This is a genomic window from Sulfitobacter alexandrii, assembly GCF_001886735.1.
Taxonomy (GTDB): Bacteria; Pseudomonadota; Alphaproteobacteria; order Rhodobacterales; family Rhodobacteraceae; genus Sulfitobacter; species Sulfitobacter alexandrii.
Map to the genome: position 1 here is coordinate 616063 of NZ_CP018076.1, position 18135 is coordinate 634197.

At 64.2% G+C, this 18135-nt stretch carries 17 protein-coding genes; 14 read left to right on the plus strand and 3 right to left on the minus strand.

Going from position 1 to position 18135, the window contains the following annotated elements; translation table 11 throughout:
• Nucleotides 1-32: 32 nt before the first annotated feature.
• Nucleotides 33-1388, minus strand: coding sequence for an oxygen-independent coproporphyrinogen III oxidase (gene hemN, locus BOO69_RS03040; RefSeq protein WP_071970181.1), 1356 nt, complete (start codon nt 1386-1388; stop codon nt 33-35).
• A gap of 53 nt (nt 1389-1441) precedes the next feature.
• On the opposite strand from hemN, the gene fnrL reads away from it, so the two are divergent.
• The 9 genes from fnrL (at nt 1442) to ccoS (ending at nt 10611) form a co-directional block, all read left to right on the plus strand.
• Nucleotides 1442-2173, plus strand: coding sequence for a transcriptional regulator FnrL (gene fnrL / locus BOO69_RS03045; RefSeq protein ID WP_071970183.1), 732 nt, complete (start codon nt 1442-1444; stop codon nt 2171-2173).
• 125 nt (nt 2174-2298) lie between these two features.
• The gene (gene ccoN, locus BOO69_RS03050) at nt 2299-3918 is read left to right on the plus strand and encodes a cytochrome-c oxidase, cbb3-type subunit I (protein WP_071973609.1); all 1620 of its coding nucleotides are present in this window, start codon (nt 2299-2301) and stop codon (nt 3916-3918) included.
• Nucleotides 3919-3928: 10 nt separating this feature from the next.
• Nucleotides 3929-4753 (plus strand): cytochrome-c oxidase, cbb3-type subunit II, encoded by an 825-nt coding sequence (gene ccoO / locus BOO69_RS03055; RefSeq protein ID WP_083545440.1) that lies wholly within the window; start codon nt 3929-3931, stop codon nt 4751-4753.
• Between the two features lie 11 nt (nt 4754-4764).
• Complete coding sequence (locus BOO69_RS03060; protein WP_071970185.1) at nt 4765-5001, plus strand: CcoQ/FixQ family Cbb3-type cytochrome c oxidase assembly chaperone; 237 nt, start codon at nt 4765-4767, stop codon at nt 4999-5001.
• Nucleotides 4994-5857, plus strand: coding sequence for a cytochrome-c oxidase, cbb3-type subunit III (gene ccoP / locus BOO69_RS03065; RefSeq protein ID WP_071970187.1), 864 nt, complete (start codon nt 4994-4996; stop codon nt 5855-5857). Before BOO69_RS03060 ends, ccoP begins: the two co-directional genes overlap by 8 nt.
• Nucleotides 5858-6357: 500 nt before the next feature.
• The gene (gene ccoG, locus BOO69_RS03070; protein WP_071970189.1) at nt 6358-7911 is read left to right on the plus strand and encodes a cytochrome c oxidase accessory protein CcoG; all 1554 of its coding nucleotides are present in this window, start codon (nt 6358-6360) and stop codon (nt 7909-7911) included.
• On the plus strand, nt 7908-8360 hold the full coding sequence (locus tag BOO69_RS03075) for a FixH family protein (protein ID WP_071970191.1): 453 nt from the start codon (nt 7908-7910) through the stop codon (nt 8358-8360). Before ccoG ends, BOO69_RS03075 begins: the two co-directional genes overlap by 4 nt.
• Entirely contained in the window at nt 8357-10474 is a 2118-nt protein-coding gene (locus BOO69_RS03080) for a heavy metal translocating P-type ATPase (RefSeq protein ID WP_071970193.1), read from the plus strand. The genes BOO69_RS03075 and BOO69_RS03080 overlap by 4 nt, the downstream gene beginning before the upstream one ends.
• Nucleotides 10471-10611 (plus strand): cbb3-type cytochrome oxidase assembly protein CcoS, encoded by a 141-nt coding sequence (ccoS, locus tag BOO69_RS03085; protein WP_071970195.1) that lies wholly within the window; start codon nt 10471-10473, stop codon nt 10609-10611. Before BOO69_RS03080 ends, ccoS begins: the two co-directional genes overlap by 4 nt.
• 308 nt (nt 10612-10919) lie before the next feature.
• On the opposite strand, the gene BOO69_RS03090 is transcribed toward ccoS, so the two are convergent.
• Together BOO69_RS03090 and BOO69_RS03095 are read right to left on the minus strand one after the other, a co-directional pair.
• Complete coding sequence (locus BOO69_RS03090) at nt 10920-11720, minus strand: DUF3800 domain-containing protein (RefSeq protein ID WP_071970197.1); 801 nt, start codon at nt 11718-11720, stop codon at nt 10920-10922.
• A 235-nt stretch (nt 11721-11955) separates the two neighbouring features.
• Nucleotides 11956-12828, minus strand: a complete 873-nt coding sequence (locus BOO69_RS03095) for a MurR/RpiR family transcriptional regulator (protein ID WP_071970199.1) — start codon at nt 12826-12828, stop codon at nt 11956-11958.
• 116 nt (nt 12829-12944) lie between these two features.
• Here BOO69_RS03095 and BOO69_RS03100 point away from each other — a divergent pair, with 116 nt between their 5' ends.
• From BOO69_RS03100 to BOO69_RS03120, 5 genes are all read left to right on the plus strand, one after another.
• Nucleotides 12945-13724 (plus strand): N-formylglutamate amidohydrolase, encoded by a 780-nt coding sequence (locus tag BOO69_RS03100; RefSeq protein WP_071970201.1) that lies wholly within the window; start codon nt 12945-12947, stop codon nt 13722-13724.
• A complete protein-coding gene (locus tag BOO69_RS03105; protein WP_071970203.1) occupies nt 13712-14281 on the plus strand; it encodes a TRAP transporter small permease subunit in 570 nt (189 codons plus the stop codon). Before BOO69_RS03100 ends, BOO69_RS03105 begins: the two co-directional genes overlap by 13 nt.
• Nucleotides 14281-15606 carry a TRAP transporter large permease gene (locus BOO69_RS03110; RefSeq protein ID WP_071970205.1) on the plus strand — a complete coding sequence of 442 codons (1326 nt, stop codon included), beginning with the start codon at nt 14281-14283 and terminating at the stop codon, nt 15604-15606. The genes BOO69_RS03105 and BOO69_RS03110 overlap by 1 nt, the downstream gene beginning before the upstream one ends.
• A 50-nt stretch (nt 15607-15656) precedes the next feature.
• Nucleotides 15657-16688 carry a TRAP transporter substrate-binding protein gene (locus BOO69_RS03115; RefSeq protein WP_071970207.1) on the plus strand — a complete coding sequence of 344 codons (1032 nt, stop codon included), beginning with the start codon at nt 15657-15659 and terminating at the stop codon, nt 16686-16688.
• An 84-nt stretch (nt 16689-16772) separates the two neighbouring features.
• Nucleotides 16773-18134, plus strand: coding sequence for a glutamine synthetase family protein (locus tag BOO69_RS03120; RefSeq protein WP_071970209.1), 1362 nt, complete (start codon nt 16773-16775; stop codon nt 18132-18134).
• Nucleotide 18135: the final 1 nt, after the last annotated feature.

Sequence of the window (18135 nt, forward strand, 5' to 3'; positions counted from 1 at the left end):
GACAGCCGCCGCCCCTGTCCCCGGTCGTTCGTTCAGATGGCGGCGGAATGGGCGGTCGCGTCGGACGCGAAGGTGTCCACGTGGCTCGCGATCACGCGTACCAGCGGGCGCGCATGGCTTCGCATCTCCAGCCCGTCCCGCCCGATATAGAAGACGTCGGAAAAGCGGGTCATGAGGGAAACGCCGGTGCGGTGGATCAGGTCGGCCTGATCCGGGAACCTCTCGCGCAGTCCGGCCTCGTCATAGACGAACCGGCACATCAGGTCCTCGACGATGCGGGCGATCAGCACGTCCTGCGCGGTCATCCCGTAGCCCTTGTGCGCGGCCAGACCGCCGGTCGTCACCCGGTCCTGATAGGCCGAGGTCGCCGTGGCGTTCTGCAGGTATCCCTGCGCGAAGCGCGAAATGGCGGAGGCCCCCAACCCGATCAGCGTTTCGCTGCAATCGTCCGTGTAGCCCTGGAAATTGCGGCGCAGCCTGCCGGCGGCCGCCGCGCGCGCGAGGCTGTCGGTCGGGAGGGCGAAATGGTCGATGCCGATGCTGTCGTAGCCCTCTTTCAGAAAGGCGTCCTGCGCCTGGGCCGCAAGGTCGAACCGGGTTTCGTTGTCGGGCAGGGCGTCGGCCTTTATCATCACCTGGCGCTTGGACATCCACGGCACATGCGCGTAGCCGTAGATCGCAAGCCGGTCGGGCCGTATCCGGGCCACGTGCCGGAGGGTCTGGCCAAAGGTCCGCGAGGTCTGGTGCGGCAGCCCGTAAAGGAGGTCGAGGTTCAGGCTGGCCACGCCCCCGGCGCGCATCAAGTCGATCACATGGCGCGTCTGCGCCAGGGACTGGCTGCGGCCGATCGCATTCTGCACCTCTTCGGCGAAGTCCTGAACGCCGACACTGGCCCGGTTCATACCGCGCGAGATCAGCAGGTTCAGCAATTCGTCGGACGCTTCGGTCGGGTCGATCTCGACCGAGAATTCGAATTCCGCGCTGCGCTCGAACGCCGCGAAGAGCGCGTCCAGAAGCCGCGACATGGTCTCCGACGACAGGATCGTCGGTGTGCCTCCGCCCAGATGCAGGCGTCCCATCCGCATCCCCTCGGGCAGCATCCGGCGCACCGTCTCGATTTCCCTGAGCAGGATCGCGACGTAGGCATCGACCGGGCGCAGGGTCGCGGTCCCCTGCGTGCGGCAGGCGCAGAACCAGCACAGCCGCTTGCAGAACGGAATGTGGACATAGACCGACACGTCGTCGCCCTGCGGTACCGTGGCCAGCCATTCGGCCTGATGACGCTGGCCGAAGCCGTCTTCGAAGTGATTGGCCGGCGGATAGCTGGTGTACCGGGGAACCCGTGCGTCAAAAAGTCCGTGGCGGCGAAGGGAATCGATGCTTTGCATGCTTTCTTTTAGGTTGTATCCACCGGCACTTCTTTGATTTAGATCAAGACATCATGGCCATTCCCTCCCTTGCCCGCGTCAAATGCAGCGACTGTCCGATCCGGCACCGGGCCGTCTGTGCCCGCTGCGACGAGGACGAGCTGCAAATCCTTGAAAGCATGAAGTCCTACCGCAGTTTCGCGGCCGGTGAGGCGATCCTCTGGCGGGGCGAGCCGCTGAGTTTCGTGGCCTCGCTGGTGAGTGGTGTGGCGTCGCTGTCAAAGACGATGGAGGACGGCCGGACTCAGATGGTGGGCCTTCTGCTGCCGTCGGATTTCATCGGCCGGCCGGGCCGGTCGCGAATCGAGTTCGACGTGACGGCGACCACGGACGTGACGTTGTGCTGCTTCGATCGCAAGCCGTTCGAACGGCTCGTGGACGAGACGCCGCACGTCGCCCAGAGGCTGATGGAACTGGCGCTGGACGAACTGGATGCCGCGCGGGACTGGATGCTGCTCCTGGGGCGCAAGTCCGCACGCGAGAAGATCGCCACTTTCATCGAGATGCTGGCGCGCCGTTCCCGCGGGACGGAGCCGGTGCCGGACGGCCCGATCCAGCTGCCGATGACCCGCGACCAGATCGCCAATTACCTCGGTCTCACGCTGGAAACCGTCAGCCGCCAGTTCAGCGCGCTCAAGAAGGAAGGCGTGATCGACTTCACCGACCGCCGCCGTTTCGAGGTGCGCGACATCATCGCCCTTCAGGACGCCACGGGTGACGACGCCGACGGCGGCATTCTTTCCTGACACCGGGCGACCGGAAAAACATCGCAAGTTGATTCAGATCAAAGTGGGCCGCCGCCCGACTTTCTAGACATGCCCTGCGAACAGGAGCGTCCAAGGATGCTCTGACAGTATTTGAGGGCATGAAAATGGACTATGTGAAACTCATCCTCCTGGGTCTGGTGACGCTGCTCGCCGCCATGGCGGCCAGCTGGGGCCACGATCTGGCCTACCAGGTGCACGCCTTCCTGATCATGGTGATCGCTTTCGCCATGTTCATCTGGGTCTTGCGCAACACGGAGGAACCCCGCCGTGTCGATGCGCTGCAGCATGATATCTACCAGGACGGCGTGATCCGGGCAGGGGTGATCGCCACCGCCTTCTGGGGCATTGCCGGTTTCCTCGTCGGCACCTTCATCGCCTTTCAGCTCGCCTTTCCGGCGCTCAACTTCGACTGGGGGCAGCCTTTTACCAACTTCGGGCGGCTCCGGCCGCTGCACACCTCGGCGGTGATCTTCGCCTTCGGGGGCAACGCGCTGATCGCCACGTCCTTCTACGTGGTGCAGCGCACCAGCGGCGTGCGGCTCTGGGGCGGGCGGACCGGGTGGTTCGTGTTCTGGGGCTACCAGCTTTTCATCGTGCTCGCCGCGACCGGCTACCTGCTGGGGGCGACCCAGTCGAAGGAATACGCCGAACCGGAGTGGTACGTGGATCTCTGGCTGACGGTCGTCTGGCTGGCCTATCTCGCGGTCTTCCTCGGGACCATCATCAACCGCCGGGAAAAGCACATCTACGTCGCCAACTGGTTCTACCTCGCCTTCATCATCACGGTGGCGATGCTGCACGTGGTCAACAACCTGTCGATCCCCGTCAGCATCTGGGGCAGCAAGTCCGTGCAGGTGTTCTCGGGTGTGCAGGACGCGATGACGCAATGGTGGTACGGCCACAACGCCGTGGGCTTCTTCCTCACCGCCGGGTTCCTCGGGATGATGTACTACTTCGTTCCGAAACAGGCCGAGCGGCCGATCTACAGCTACAAGCTGTCCATCATCCACTTCTGGGCGCTGATCTTCCTGTATATCTGGGCCGGTCCGCACCACCTGCATTACACGGCGCTGCCGGACTGGGCCTCGACACTGGGCATGGTGTTCTCGATCATCCTGTGGATGCCCAGCTGGGGCGGCATGATCAACGGTCTGATGACCCTGCAGGGCGCATGGGACAAGCTGCGCACCGACCCGATCCTGCGGATGTTCGTGCTGAGCCTCGGGTTCTACGGCATGTCCACCTTCGAAGGGCCGATGATGTCGATCCGCGCGGTGAACAGCCTCAGCCACTATACCGACTGGACCATCGGGCACGTGCATTCCGGGGCGCTGGGATGGAACGGCATGATCACCTTCGCCTGCCTCTACTTCCTCACGCCGAAACTCTGGGGCCGCAAGCAGATGTATTCCATGTCCGCGATCAGCTGGCACTTCTGGCTCGCGACACTGGGCATCGTTCTCTACGCCGCGTCGATGTGGGTCACCGGCATCATGGAAGGCCTGATGTGGCGCGAGGTCGATGACCAGGGCTTCCTCGTCAACTCCTTCGCCGACACCGTCAGCGCCAAGTTCCCGATGTACGTGGTGCGCGGATTGGGCGGGGTCATGTTCCTCTCCGGTGCGCTGATCATGGTCTGGAACATGTGGATGACCATCCGCGGCGCATCGCCCGCAACCGCCGCACTGCCCGGTGCAGCCGCAACCGCAACACCCGCAGAATAAGGAGGGGGTTATGGCTGATAACGAAAAAGTCCAACCGTCCGACAAGGACCCCAAGGTCTCGCAACTGTCCGATTTGCCGGGCGAGGTGCCCAACGAATTGCCGCACCAGACCGCGCTGATCGACCGCCACGCGATCCTCGAGAAAAGCCCGACGCTGCTGCTGACCTTCTCGCTTCTGGTCGTCACCGTCGGCGGCATCGTGGAGATCGCGCCGCTGTTCTGGCTGGAGAACACGATCGAGAAGGTCGAAGGCGTGAGGCCCTACAGCCCGCTTGAGCTGACCGGGCGTGACATCTACGTGCGCGAAGGCTGCTATGTGTGCCACAGCCAGATGGTCCGCCCGATGCGGGACGAGGTCGAACGCTACGGGCACTACAGCCTCGCGGCGGAATCCATGTACGACCACCCCTTCCAGTGGGGGTCCAAGCGGACCGGGCCCGACCTGGCCCGTGTCGGCGGGCGGTATTCCGATGCCTGGCACGTGGATCACCTGATGAACCCGCAGTCGGTAGTGCCGGAAAGCATCATGCCCAAGTACGCCTTTCTTGCCGATACCCCGATCGAGCCCGACCGGATCGAGGCGCTGATGTCCACCCACCGGCTGGTCGGCGTCCCCTACACCGAAGATCAGATCACCTCGGCCCGTGCCGATTTCCGGGTTCAGGCGGATCCGGAGGGCGATTGGGACGGGCTGGTGGAACGCTACCCCGGCGCGGCCGTCGGCAACTTCGACGGCCAGCCCGCTCTGACCGAGATGGACGCGCTTATCGCATACCTGCAGGTCATGGGCACGATGGTCGATTTCTCGACCTTCACCCCGGATGAAACCCGATAGGAGGCACCGACATGGATACCTATTCCCTTCTTCGCCAGATCGCCGACAGCTGGGTACTGCTGGCCATGTTCGGCTTCTTCATGGGCACGGCCATCTGGGCCTTCCTGCCGAGCCAGAGCCGCGCCCGCCAGGACGCCGCCATGATCCCCTTCCGCGAGACCGCTGCCAAGGCTCCCTGCAAGGGCACCTGTGCCACCTGCGCCTGCGCACCGTCCCGCTTCACCTTCGAGGACAAGCACGATGTCTGAGCGCAAGATCGACAAGACCACAGGGGTCGAGACCACGGGCCATTCCTGGGACGGCATCGAGGAACTGAACAACCCCTTGCCGCGCTGGTGGCTGTGGACGCTGTACGCCACGATCATCTGGGGCGTGGGCTATACCATCGCCTATCCCGCCTGGCCGATGATATCGGGCGCGACATCGGGGCTGCTGGGATACTCCACGCGGGCCGAGGTCGCCGCCGACATCGCGGCTCACGAAGCGCGGAACGGTGAACTGGTCGCGGCGCTGGAGTCCGCCGACCTTGCCACCCTGGGCGAGACCGATGACCTGCGGCGCTATGCCGTCGCGCGGGGCGGGTCCGTCTTCCGCGCCCAGTGCAGCCAGTGCCACGGGGCCGGTGCGGCAGGAGCCAAGGGATACCCCAACCTGCTGGACGACGATTGGCTCTGGGGCGGCGACATCGAAAGCATCGCCTACACGGTCAACCACGGCATCCGCAACGAGACCGATCCGGACGCGCGATATTCGCAGATGCCTGCCTTCGGCGATATCCTGCAGGACGAGGAAATCACATCGGTGGTCGAATACGTGGTCAGCCTGTCGTCGGACGACTATGACCGCGCGCTGGCCGAGACCGGGAGCCAGGTCTTTGCCGACAACTGCGCCGCCTGCCATGGCGACGCAGGCGAGGGCAACCGGGATCTGGGCGCGCCCGACCTTTCCGACGCGATCTGGCTTTATGGCGGCGACCGCGACACGCTGAGCACCACGGTGCGCAACGCGCGCTTCGGGGTGATGCCCGCATGGGGCCAGCGCCTGTCGGACGCCGATGTCCGCGCCGTTTCTGTCTACGTGCACAGCCTGGGAGGAGGCGAGTAGACAGACCCTGGCTGCCTTCGGGCAGCCCGAACCCGAAGCGGCCCTGTTCGCAAAACGTCGCCGCTTCGGGTGCTGTCAGTTGCACGGGCCTGAGGACATTCGTGAAAGGTGCGGCGCATGGCAGGAACGACGCTGGAAAGACGTGAGGCGCAAGCCGGGTCTACCGTGGCTTGGCATCCCGAAACCTGAGGGGCGCGTCCGACCCGGGGCCGGAGGCCGTCTTGCAAAAGGTCCGGTGGACCTTTTGAGGCCGGAGGCTGCGGCAGCACCGGGGGCGACGCAGTCGCGCCCGCCCAGGGGGCGGGTCGGGCGCGGCCCGGACGCGGGGCGTCCGGGCGTTGTGGTTAACGGCAGCAAAGACCGCCGAACAGACAGCTGCACGCGCCATGTCAAGGGGCCGGAAAGGGCCGGCACTGCGCGGCATTCTACAGGTCTTGATCCAGATCAAGGCGGCCTGACGGATCCGGCCCTAGACAGGTCCTGCGAACAGGAATCATCAAATGACCACTCCCACTCCAAGTCTCTACGCGGCCCGCGAGCCGATCTTTCCCCGCCGTGTCAGCGGGGCCTTCCGCCGTTTCAAGTGGTGGATCATGTTCATCACGCTGGGCATCTACTACCTGACGCCCTGGATTCGCTGGGACCGGGGGCCGAGCCTGCCGGATCAGGCGGTGCTCGTCGACATGGCGCACCGGCGGTTCTATTTCTTCTGGATCGAGATCTGGCCGCACGAGTTCTATTTCGTCGCGGGCCTGTTGATCATGGCGGGCCTGGGCCTGTTCCTGTTCACCTCGGCCCTGGGGCGGGTCTGGTGCGGCTATGCCTGCCCGCAGACGGTCTGGACCGACCTTTTCCTGTTGGTCGAACGCTGGATCGAAGGCGATCGCAATGCGCGGCTTCGCCTGCACAAGGCAAAGTGGGACATGCGCAAATGGCGGTTGAGGCTGACCAAGTGGGCGGTCTGGCTGATGATCGCGGTGGCGACCGGCGGGGCCTGGGTGTTCTATTTCACGGATGCGCCGACGCTGCTGCGTGACCTCGTCCAGTTCCAGGCACATCCCGTGGCCTATGCCACGATAGCGGTTCTGACGGCGACCACCTTCGTCTTTGGCGGTTTCATGCGCGAACAGGTCTGCATCTACATGTGCCCCTGGCCCCGTATCCAGGCCGCGATGATGGACCCCGACACGATCACCGTGGCCTATCGCGAATGGCGGGGCGAGCCGCGCGGCAAGGGCAATGTGCGCAAGCGCGACCGTGCCGCCGCCGAACGCGCGGAGCGCGACTCCTACGCCGCCGGTCCGGGAGAGGCGCGCTACCCCGCGACACCGTATCCAAACAAGGCGTTGCAGGTCGGTGGCCTGCCCGCCGCCACGGCGCAGGTGGAGGATCACGGCGATTGCATCGACTGCATGGCCTGCGTGAACGTCTGCCCGATGGGCATCGACATCCGCAACGGGCAGCAGATGGAATGTATCACCTGTGCCCTGTGCATCGACGCCTGCGACGACGTGATGGCCCGTATCGGCAAGCCGCGCGGGTTGATCGACTACATGGCGCTGTCGGACGAGGCGGCGGAGCGCGCGGGCGCCGCGCCGAAATCCATCTGGCGGCATGTGCTGCGGCCCCGCACCATCCTTTACACCGCCATCTGGCTGCTGATCGGTTTCGGGCTGGTCTATGCGCTGTTCATCCGCTCGGACATCGAACTGACGGTCAGCCCGGTGCGCAACCCGACCTACGTGGTGCAATCGGACGGGTCGATCCGCAACATCTACGACGTGCGGCTGCGCAACAAGCTGGGCGAGGACCGCGTGTTCCACCTGAGCCTGACCAGCGACGAAATCCTGCGGATCGAACTGGAAGGGAACGCCAACCGGCTGAACGTGACCGTGCCCGCCGACAGCACCGTGTTGCAGCGCGTCTATGTCACCGCGCGGCCGCAAGACCCGGCCGCCAGCACGGACACCACCGATCTGCGGCTCTGGGTCGAAGACATCGCCAGCGGTGAGCGGGCCAGCCGCGCCACAACCTTCAACGGGAGAGTGCAATGATACGCGAGATCAAGGGATGGCATGTCTTTGCCGGCTTCGCGACGGCCTTCGGGATCATCATCTCGGTCAACATGACGCTGGCCTTCAACGCCGTGCGGACCTTTCCGGGGCTTGAGGTCAAGAACTCCTACGTGGCCAGCCAATCCTTCGACCGGGAAAGAGCGGCGCAGCTGGGCCTCGGCTGGGACGTCTCCGCTACGCTGCGGGGCAATGACCTGGAGCTCGTGATCCTGGACGCGGGCAGGGCCATCGCCCCGCGGATCGAAAGCGCCACCTTCGGGCGGGCCACCAGCGTCGCGCAGGACCAGACACCCGAGTTCACCTTTGACGGCAGCGCCCTGCGCGCCACCGTGCAGGGCGGGCGCGGCAACTGGAACCTGCGCCTGCGCGCGCGTGCCGACGATGGCACGCTGTTTCAGCAGCGCATCGTGGTGAGGCATCCGTCATGACCTCGGCCTGCCCCGCCTGCGATGCCGCCCCTTTCGCGCAGGAAATCGCCAGCGGTCCGGCGCTGCAATTCTCCCTGCCGGGGGTCCATTGCGCGGCCTGCATCGGCAAGATCGAACGGGGCCTTGCCGACGTGGTGGGGGTGCAGCATGTCCGCGTGAACCTGTCGCTCAAGCGGCTGTCGGTCTCGGGGCCGGTGAGAGCCGACCGTGTCCTCGCGGTGCTGACGGGGCTGGGCTTTGAGGCCTACCCGCTGGACCTCGTCGCGCTGGAACGCGACAACGACACCGAGGGCCGGACGCTGCTGATCCGGATGGCCGTCGCCGGCTTTGCGATGATGAACGTCATGCTGCTGTCCGTCGCGGTGTGGTCCGGTGCCGAAGCAGCAACGCGCGACCTTTTCCACCTGATCTCGGCGCTGATCGCCCTGCCCGTGGTGGCCTATTCCGGACAGCCGTTCTTTCGCAACGCCTGGGCGGCGCTGCGGGTGCGGCGGCTGAACATGGACGTGCCGATCTCGCTGGCGATCGTGCTGGCGGCGGGCATGTCCCTGTTCGAGACGCTGAACAGCGGGGCGCACGCCTATTTCGACGCGGCGCTCTCGCTGACCTTTTTCCTGCTGATCGGTCGCTACATGGACCACCGCACCCGAAGCGCCGCGCGATCCGCCGCGCGGGAACTGACCGCGATGGAAGTGCATACCGCCGAACGTGTCACCGGAACCGGCACCCGGACCGTGCCGCTCTCGGCGCTGGCGGAGGGGGATGTGATCGCCGTGCCGTCGGGCGCGCGGGTGCCGGTGGACGGCGTGCTGCTGACCGACGCGGCGCTGATGGACCGGTCTTTCCTCACCGGCGAGACGGCCGCCGTTTCACTCGCCGCCGGGGCCGCGCTGCAGGCGGGCGAGATCAACCTCGCGGCACCCTTGCGGCTGCGGGCGACGGCGGTGGGCGAGGATACGTCGCTCCGCCGCATGGCGGCGCTGGTGGAAACGGCGGAACATGCCCGCAACGCCTATACCGCGCTTGCGGACCGGGCGGCTCGGATCTATGCGCCGCTGGTGCATCTGCTGGCCTTCGCGGCTTTCCTCGGCTGGGCGGCCGCCACGGGCGACCTGCGCCATGCGCTGAACGTGGCCATCGCCGTGCTCATCATCACCTGCCCCTGTGCGCTGGGCCTTGCCGTTCCGGCAGTGTCCACCGCTGCCGTCAGCCGACTGTTCGCGAACGGGTTTCTGGTGCGCAGCGCCTCCGCGCTCGAACGGCTGGCAGAGGCCACCTGCATCGTCTTCGACAAGACCGGCACCCTGACACAGCCGTCGGTCAAGGTGCCGCCGGAACTGCCGGCCGGGGAACGGGCCGTGGCACGGGCACTGGCGGAGGTGTCGCATCATCCGCTTTCGCGGGCGTTGGTCACGGCGCTGGCGGATACCGCGCCGGCAACTCTTGACGCAGTGCAGGAGGTTGCGGGGCAGGGCATCGAAGCGCGCCACGACGGTCTGCCGGTAAGGCTGGGGCGTGGCCCCTGGCTCGGGGCGCCTTTCGCCGGCCTGGGGCTGCGGATCGCGAAGGGCGCGGCGGTCCCGCTGGAGGCGGTTGATACCCTTCGCCCCGGTGTCCGCGACGCGCTGGCGGACCTCGACCTGCCCGCCGAGATCCTGACCGGAGATGCCGAGGCCCCCGCGCGCGGATTGGCCGCGACACTGGGCCTCCCGGTCACGGCCAATGCCCGACCGGAGGACAAGCTGAACCGGCTGGCTGCGCTGGCCGCGCAGGGGGACAGAGTGCTCATGGTGGGCGACGGGCTCAACGACACGGCCGCGCTGGCCTCGGCCCATGTCTCCATCGCGCCTGCCAGCGCGCTCGACGCGTCGCGCAGCGCGGCGGACATCGTGGTGCTCAAGGACAGTTTTGCCGACCTGCCGCTGGTGCTGCGCGTGGCGCGTGCCACCGGGCGCCTGTCGCGGCAGAACTTCGCCATCGCGGCGGCCTACAACTGCATCGCCATTCCCGTGGCGCTGGCCGGCTTCGCCACGCCGCTCGCCGCTGCACTGGCGATGTCGCTGTCTTCGATCACGGTGCTGCTGAATTCACAACGGATGAGGAGCCTGCGATGAACGTTCTGGTCGTCTTGATCCCGGTGTCCCTGATCCTTGGAGGGATCGGGCTGGTCGCGTTCCTGTGGACCGTGCGGTCGGACCAATACGACGACGACAAGGGCAACGCCGTGCGCATCCTGCTGGACGACGACTAGGTCCGAAGGGGCCGCACCTTGGGTGTGGAATGTCGCGCAACTCCGGATGCTGGCGGCGAATTGGCTGTCTCATGTCAGTGGGCCGTGCCGAGAAAGTCTGACCCGAACCAGACTTTGGGGGTGGGTTGGGGCGAGGTCAGGTGAGCGGACTTCGCGGTCATTCGTATTGGCTCGCAACCAAAGAGGCAAACCCCATCGAGATAGCGAAAGCTGTTCTTGAAAACTTCACGATCTTGGCCTATGTAGAGGGCAGTAATGGGATGGTCTAACCGTCCGTTCATTGGCGAGCGTCTGCTCGCCTTTGAATTTTATAGCCCTTCGTGAAACACGTCATATTTGCCGATTTCACAGGTCGTTCCTGAACAAAAGTGAAGTTTTTCAAGCAGTACTTCGGTGGCACGTTTATCTGTTTCTGACCGTTGATCAGTTGCATGAAGGTAGTGATTTCCAATCGGTCGGGCGGTGAGGTCAGCGATCTGAAGACCCGACGAGTTGCTTTTCTTGTCCATCAATTCAAGCCGAAAATTCGAATAGTTACGGGTGGCCACAGGAGCCAAGAGGGACCCTTGAACAGAAACCTGCTTATAGGCTTTGCTTAGAGCGGCATCATCGTCGCGGCCACGGGCTTCGAACACGATGTGCAGCTCTTTTGCCAATTCGTCCGGGTCGTAAACTTTCAGATAGGTCTCAATCTGGCGGAACCCCCTTGAAAGTGAGATATGATATGGATCGTAGGACTTGTGCCATTCCGGCACTTTAGGCTTGTCGATCACAACGCAGAAACAGCGAAACTGCGCGTCGCGCATGAGCTGCGTCAGCTCATCCATAAAAGCGCGTCTGCGATCACCTTGGAGCCCTTCATATTTCGAGCGAACGGCAGGATCTCTGATCTTGTCGGATTTCCGCAAATCGCGTTCATGCAGAACGATGTTGTCGCAGCCCCAATATTTGAATTTCAAACGGTTGAAACGCGGGATTAGCTCATCGATGTAGTGATCTTTCTCGAACATGCAGTAGTTGAGGCAGAGCAATGGATACTCTGGCGCAGCTTTCCAATTGGAGTGGCCGCTTTCGTCGACATAGACGACATATTTGCTGAACTCTGACATCAATCACAGTCTAACGCATTTTATCAAATGGTGCGAAGAGATATCCACGTTGGCCGACATGGTCCATTTCGCCTAACCCAATTACGCGTTCACTCCGGCCTCGTTCCCACCGTTCGCTGCATTTTCCACGAATGACCGCGAAGCTGCTGCGCCATCCCACGAACGTAGCGCCGCGCGCCGGGTCGGCGATGTGACCATAGGGCGGTTTCGCCCGCCACCTGACACCGGGGCGCTCCTAGGTGAATTTGCGGAACAGCTTGGTCTGGTCGAACATTTCCTCCAGCCCCTCCATGCGCCTGCGGGTGTTGTTCCAGTCGAGGTTCTGCACCGCAGAGATCATCGTCTCGGTCAACAGCAGTGTCGTCGCTGCCGAATCCCAGGCCGAGGGCACGACGATGCGGCTGCTGAAACAGATATCGGCAAGCTGGTGCACGGGCGACCGCCACTGGTCGGTGAAGAGGATGATCTTGGCCCCCTGCGCGTGGGCGAGCTCAGCCAGCTTGAGCGTGTTGTTCTCGTACCGGCGCACATCGTAGATCACGAAGACGTCGTCCGGCGTCACGTCGAGCAGGTAATGCGGCCAGGCGTTCGAGGTGGACTGGATGTGGGTGATGCGGGGGCGGATGACCTGCATGTGCAGGAACAGGTATTCCGCCAGCGTATGCGTCACCCGCCCGCCCACGATGTACAAGTGACGCCCGGTGTCGCCCACCAGCGCGCAGGCGGCGTCAAAGGCCTGCGGGTCGATCTGGCCCAGTGTGTGGCGGATGTTGTCGATCACCGCATCGGTGAAACGGTTCAGCATGTGTCCCTCGGGCGCGCCGTCCGCCCAGGTGTCGTGCTTGGCGATGGGGCCCTTGACCTTTGCCCGCAGTTCCTCGCGCAGTTCGGCCTGGAACTCGGGGTAGCCCTTGAAGCCGAGCTTCTGCACCATGCGCGCCACCGTGGGCACCGAAACTTCGGCATCCTTGGCCAGCGCGGTCAGCGGGCCCAGCCCCGAGGCCGGATAGTTCTCGAGAATCGAATGCGCCAGCTGCCGTTCCGCGCGGGTCAGCCCCTCCAGCTTCTGCTGGATGCGGTCGGAGATCGTCAGGGGTGCCTCGGGCATGGGTGCTCCGCTTGATCGAAAAATTATCAACAGGCCGCCGCATGTGATAAATTTTTCACAATTCTGTTGACAGGTGCGCCGTTTGGCAAGCACTTTATCCGTGAAAAGGGGACGTGATGGGCCGGACGACAGATCATGCAGAAGCGGTCGGTGTGGCGGAGGTGAACCCTTCGGGCACGTCATCCATCGTCCTGATCTGCGAGCATGCGAGCCATCATATTCCGGATGATTTCAAGGGGCTGGGTCTTGCCCCGGACGCGTTGCAGAGCCACGCCGCCTGGGATCCCGGCGCGATGGCGGTGGCGGAGCGGCTTTCGGCACGGCTGGACGCGAAGCTGCTGGCAGGCACCGTGTCGCGGCTGGTCTACGACCTGAACCGCCCGCCCGACGCACCCGGCGCAATGCCCGAGCAGAGCGAGGTGTTCGCCGTGCCGGGCAACCGCGACCTGACGCAGGCCGCCCGCGCGGAACGGGCCGCGCGTTACTACCAGCCGTTCCATGACCGGATCGAAGAGGTGATGGCGGTCATAGACGCGCCCATCCTCGTGACGGTTCACAGTTTCACGCCGGTTTTCCTCGGCCAGCGCCGCGCGGTGGAGATCGGCGTGCTTCACGATGCCGACAGCCGGCTGGCCGACGCCATGCTGGCCTGCGCCGAAGCGCATACGCAATCCGACGTGCAGCGAAATGCGCCCTATGGCCCGCAGGACGGGGTGATGCACACGCTGCACCTGCACGGGATCGCGCAGGACCGGTTGAACGTCATGCTGGAAATCCGCAACGACCTGATCGGCACCGCCGACGATCAGGACCGCATGGCACAGATGATCGCCGGCTGGCTGGCCGATGCCTGCGCACGGCTCGGGGCAGGGGAGCGCGTGTCATGCGTGGCCTGATGCGCGGGTATATCCGCGTTGCCGATGCGGTGAATTACCGGCTGGGCCGGATCGTGATGTACGGAATCTTCGTGCTGATGGGGGTGCTCCTGTGGTCGTCGATCAGCAAGACCTTCTTCCTGCCCTCGCTCTGGACCCTCGAGATGGCCCAGTTCATCATGGTGGGATATTACATCCTCGGCGGGCCTTATTCCCTTCAGCTCGGCTCGAACGTGCGGATGGACCTGCTTTATGGTGAGTGGTCGCTGCGGCGGAAGGCCTGGGTGGACCTCTTCACGGTGCTGCTGCTGATCTTCTACCTCGGCGTGCTGCTCTACGGTGCGATCAGCTCCACCGCCTACTCGCTGGGGTACTGGAAGGACGCGCCGGTCTCCTATCTCTTCGGCGTGCTGACCGGAACCGAAGAGGTCGGCAGGCTGGAACAATCCTCTTCCGCATGGCGGCCGTACATGTGGCCGATCAAGGTGGTGATGATCGTCGGGTTCTTCCTGATGATCGTCCAGTGCCTGTCGGAATTCTGCAAGGACGTGTTGCGCCTGAAGGGTGAAGTGATCTGATGTCCTACGAGTTGATCGCCACCCTGATGTTCTCCACGATGATGCTGATGCTGCTGACCGGCCAGCGTGTATTCGGCGCCATCGGTTTCGTCGCCGTCGTGGCCGCGCTGCTGCTTTGGGGCGACAGGGGCGGGTTCGACATCGGCTTCTCGGCCGCGATGAAGCTGATGAAGTGGTATCCGCTGCTGACGCTGCCGATGTTCATCTTCATGGGCTACGTACTGTCGGAATCGCGCATCGCGGACGACCTTTACAAGATGTTCCACGTCTGGATGGGCGGGCTGCGCGGCGGCCTTGCGATCGGGACCATCGGGCTCATGGTGCTGATCTCGGCCATGAACGGGCTCAGCGTGGCGGGCATGGCCATCGGTGCCACCATCGCGCTGCCGGAACTGCTGAAGCGGGGTTACGACAAGCGCATGGTAACCGGGGTGATCCAGGCGGGGTCGAGCCTGGGCATCCTCGTGCCGCCGTCGGTTGTGCTCGTGCTCTACGCCATGATCGCGCGCCAGCCGGTCGGCCAGTTGTGGCTTGCGGGCGTGGTGCCGGGCCTGTTGATGGCCGCGATGTTCATCGCCTACATCGCGTTGCGCTGCCGGCTGAACCCGGCGCTCGGTCCGGTGCTGGACCCGGCGGAGCGCGACCTGCCGCGCGCCGAGAAACTGCGCCTGCTGCGCGCCGGCATTCTCCCCTTGGTGATCTTCGCCGTGATGATGGTGCCCTTCATCAACGGCTGGACCTCACTGGTCGAAAGCTCGGCCATCGGTGCCATCGCCGCTTTCCTCGCCGCGGTGATGAAGGGGCGGATGACACGCGAGGTATTCGAGAACTCGGTGCGCAACACGCTGGGCATCACCTGCATGTTCATGTGGATCATCCTCGCCGCGCTGGCCTTCGGCGCCGTCTTTGACGGGCTCGGCGCGGTCAAGGCGATCGAAAGCCTGTTCACCGAGAAGCTGGGCCTGAGCCCCTGGATGATCCTGATCCTGATGCAGCTTTCCTTCATCGTGATGGGCACGTTCCTGGACGATACGGCCATGCTTGTCATCGTCGCGCCGCTCTACGTGCCGCTGGTGGGCGCGCTCGGCTTCGACCTGATCTGGTACGGCATTCTCTATACCATCACGACGCAGATCGCCTACATGACACCGCCGTTCGGCTACAACCTGTTCCTGATGCGTGCCATGGCCCCGCCCGAGATCACGCTTCGCGACATCTATGCCTCGATCACGCCGTTCGTTCTGGTGATGATCGCGGCGCTGACCATGGTGATGGTCTTTCCGGGCATCGCGACATGGCTGCCCACCTACGTCTACGGAAACTGAACCCATAAGCCGGGCCAACCGGCATCCAACCCCAACAAGGAGACAACGACATGACCACAAGACGCAAGTTCATCCAGGGGGCCGCGCTCGCAGGGCCCGCCGCCCTAGCCACGCCCGCACTGGCGCAGAACAAGATCACCTGGAGGCTCCAGACCTACGCCGGCGCGGCGCTGGCCGAACACGTGCTCGACCCCGCGATCAAGATGTTCAACCAGATCGCAGGCGACCGCATGCAGATCGAAACCTACTACGCGGACCAGATCGTCCCCACTGGCGAGCTTTTCCAGGCGATGCAGCGCGGCACCATCGACGCTGTGCAGTCGGACGACGATTCGATGGCGTCGCCGACCGAGGTGACGGTCTTCGGCGGATACTTCCCGTTCGGGTCGCGCTACAGCCTCGATGTGCCGGTGCTGTTCAACCAGTACGGGCTGAACGAGATCTGGGCGGAGGAGTACGCGAAGGTCGGCGTGAAGCACATCAGCGCCGGTGCCTGGGACCCGTGCCATTTCGCCACCAAGGATCCGATCAACAGCCTTGAGGACATGAAGGGCAAGCGCATCTTCACCTTCCCGACCGCGGGGCGTTTCCTGTCGCAGTTCGGCGTCGTGCCGGTGAACCTGCCGTGGGAGGACATCGAGGTCGCCGTGCAGACCGGTGAACTGGATGGCATCGCATGGTCCGGCATCACCGAGGACTACACCGTGGGTTGGGCGGATGTGACGAACTACTTCCTGACCAACAACATCTCCGGCGCGTGGATCGGCCACTTCTTCGCCAACATGGAGCGCTGGAACGAATTGCCCGAAGACCTCAAGATGCTGTTCGAGGTTTGCTGCCAGCAGTCGCACTACTACCGCCAGCACTGGTACTGGGGCGGCGAGGCGCGCCTGCGCGTGCACGGCGAGAAGCTGAAGCTGACCACGATCCCCGATGCCGAGTGGGCCACGGTCGAAAGCGCCGCGCGCGAGTTCTGGGAAGAGATCGCGGCGGAGTCGGACGTGAAGCGCCGGGTCGTCGACATCTTCAAGCAGTACAACACGGACATGGAGAAGGCTGGACGGCCCTATCGTTACACCTAATCTGCGCGGGCGCGCCGCGCACCGCCACGATCAACGGCACTCCGGGGTCTGCCCGGGGTGCCTTTCATACCAGAGGACTTCTTCATGCCCGGCACCCTGAGTTTTGACGACCTGAAATCCCGCGTCGCGGACGGCACCATCGACACGGTTCTGGTCTGCGCCGTCGACATGCAGGGCCGACTGATGGGCAAGCGCTTTCACGCGGTCAATTTTGTCGAGACGTCGTTCAAGGAAACGCACTGCTGCAATTACCTGCTGGCCACGGATCTGGAGATGGCCACTCCCGAAGGCTATGCCGCGACGTCCTGGCGCAAGGGGTACGGCGACTACGTCATGGCTCCCGATCTTTCCACCCTGCGCCAGGTGCCGTGGCTGGAAGGTACGGCGATGGTACTTTGCGACATCCTGGACCACCACCACGATCCGGTGCCCCACGATCCGAGGGGGATGCTGAAGAAGCAGATCGCCCGCCTTGCCGACCTCGGGTTCGAGGCGCAGATGGCGACCGAACTGGAATTCTTCCTTTTCGAAAAGAGCCTGGACGACATCCGCAAGAGCGGCTTTGCCGATCTCACACCGATCAGCGGCTACAACGAGGATTATCACATCTTCCAGACGACCAAGGAAGAACACGTGATGCGCCCGCTGCGCAATCACCTGTTTGCCGCCGGACTGCCGATCGAGAATTCCAAGGGCGAGGCCGAGGCGGGGCAGGAGGAGCTGAACATCCGATACGCCCCCGCACTCGACTGCGCGGACCATCACACCATCGCGAAGCACGCGGTGAAGGAGATTGCATGGCAGCAGGGCCATGCGGCCAGTTTCCTGCCGAAGTGGCGTCCGGACCGCGTCGGGTCGTCGAGCCACGTTCACCAGTCCCTGTGGCAAGACGGCAAGCCGGCCTTCCACGATCCGCAGGCCGACCTGGGCATGTCCGACCTGATGCGCCACTACATGGCGGGCCTGATCGCCTATGCGCCGGACTACACCTTTTTCCTTGCGCCTTACGTGAACAGTTACAAGCGGTTCGCCAAGGGCACCTTCGCGCCGACCAAGACGGTCTGGTCCATCGACAACCGCACCGCGGGTTTCCGCCTGTGCGGCGACGGAACCAAGGGAATCCGTGTGGAGTGCCGCATCGGCGGGTCCGACCTGAATCCCTACCTTGCACAGGCCGCGATGCTCGCCGCCGGCATCAAGGGGATCGAGGACAGGATGGAACTCGCCCCGCCTACCAAGGGTGATGTCTACGATGACGCCAAGGCGGCGGACATTCCCCGGACGCTGCGCGATGCGACCGAAACGCTGCGTCGGTCCGATTTCCTGCGGCAGGCGATGGGCGACGACGTGATCGACCATTACACCCGCTGCGCCGAATGGGAGCAGGAGGAATTCGACCGCGCGGTGACGGACTGGGAAATCAAACGCGGATTTGAAAGGGCCTGAC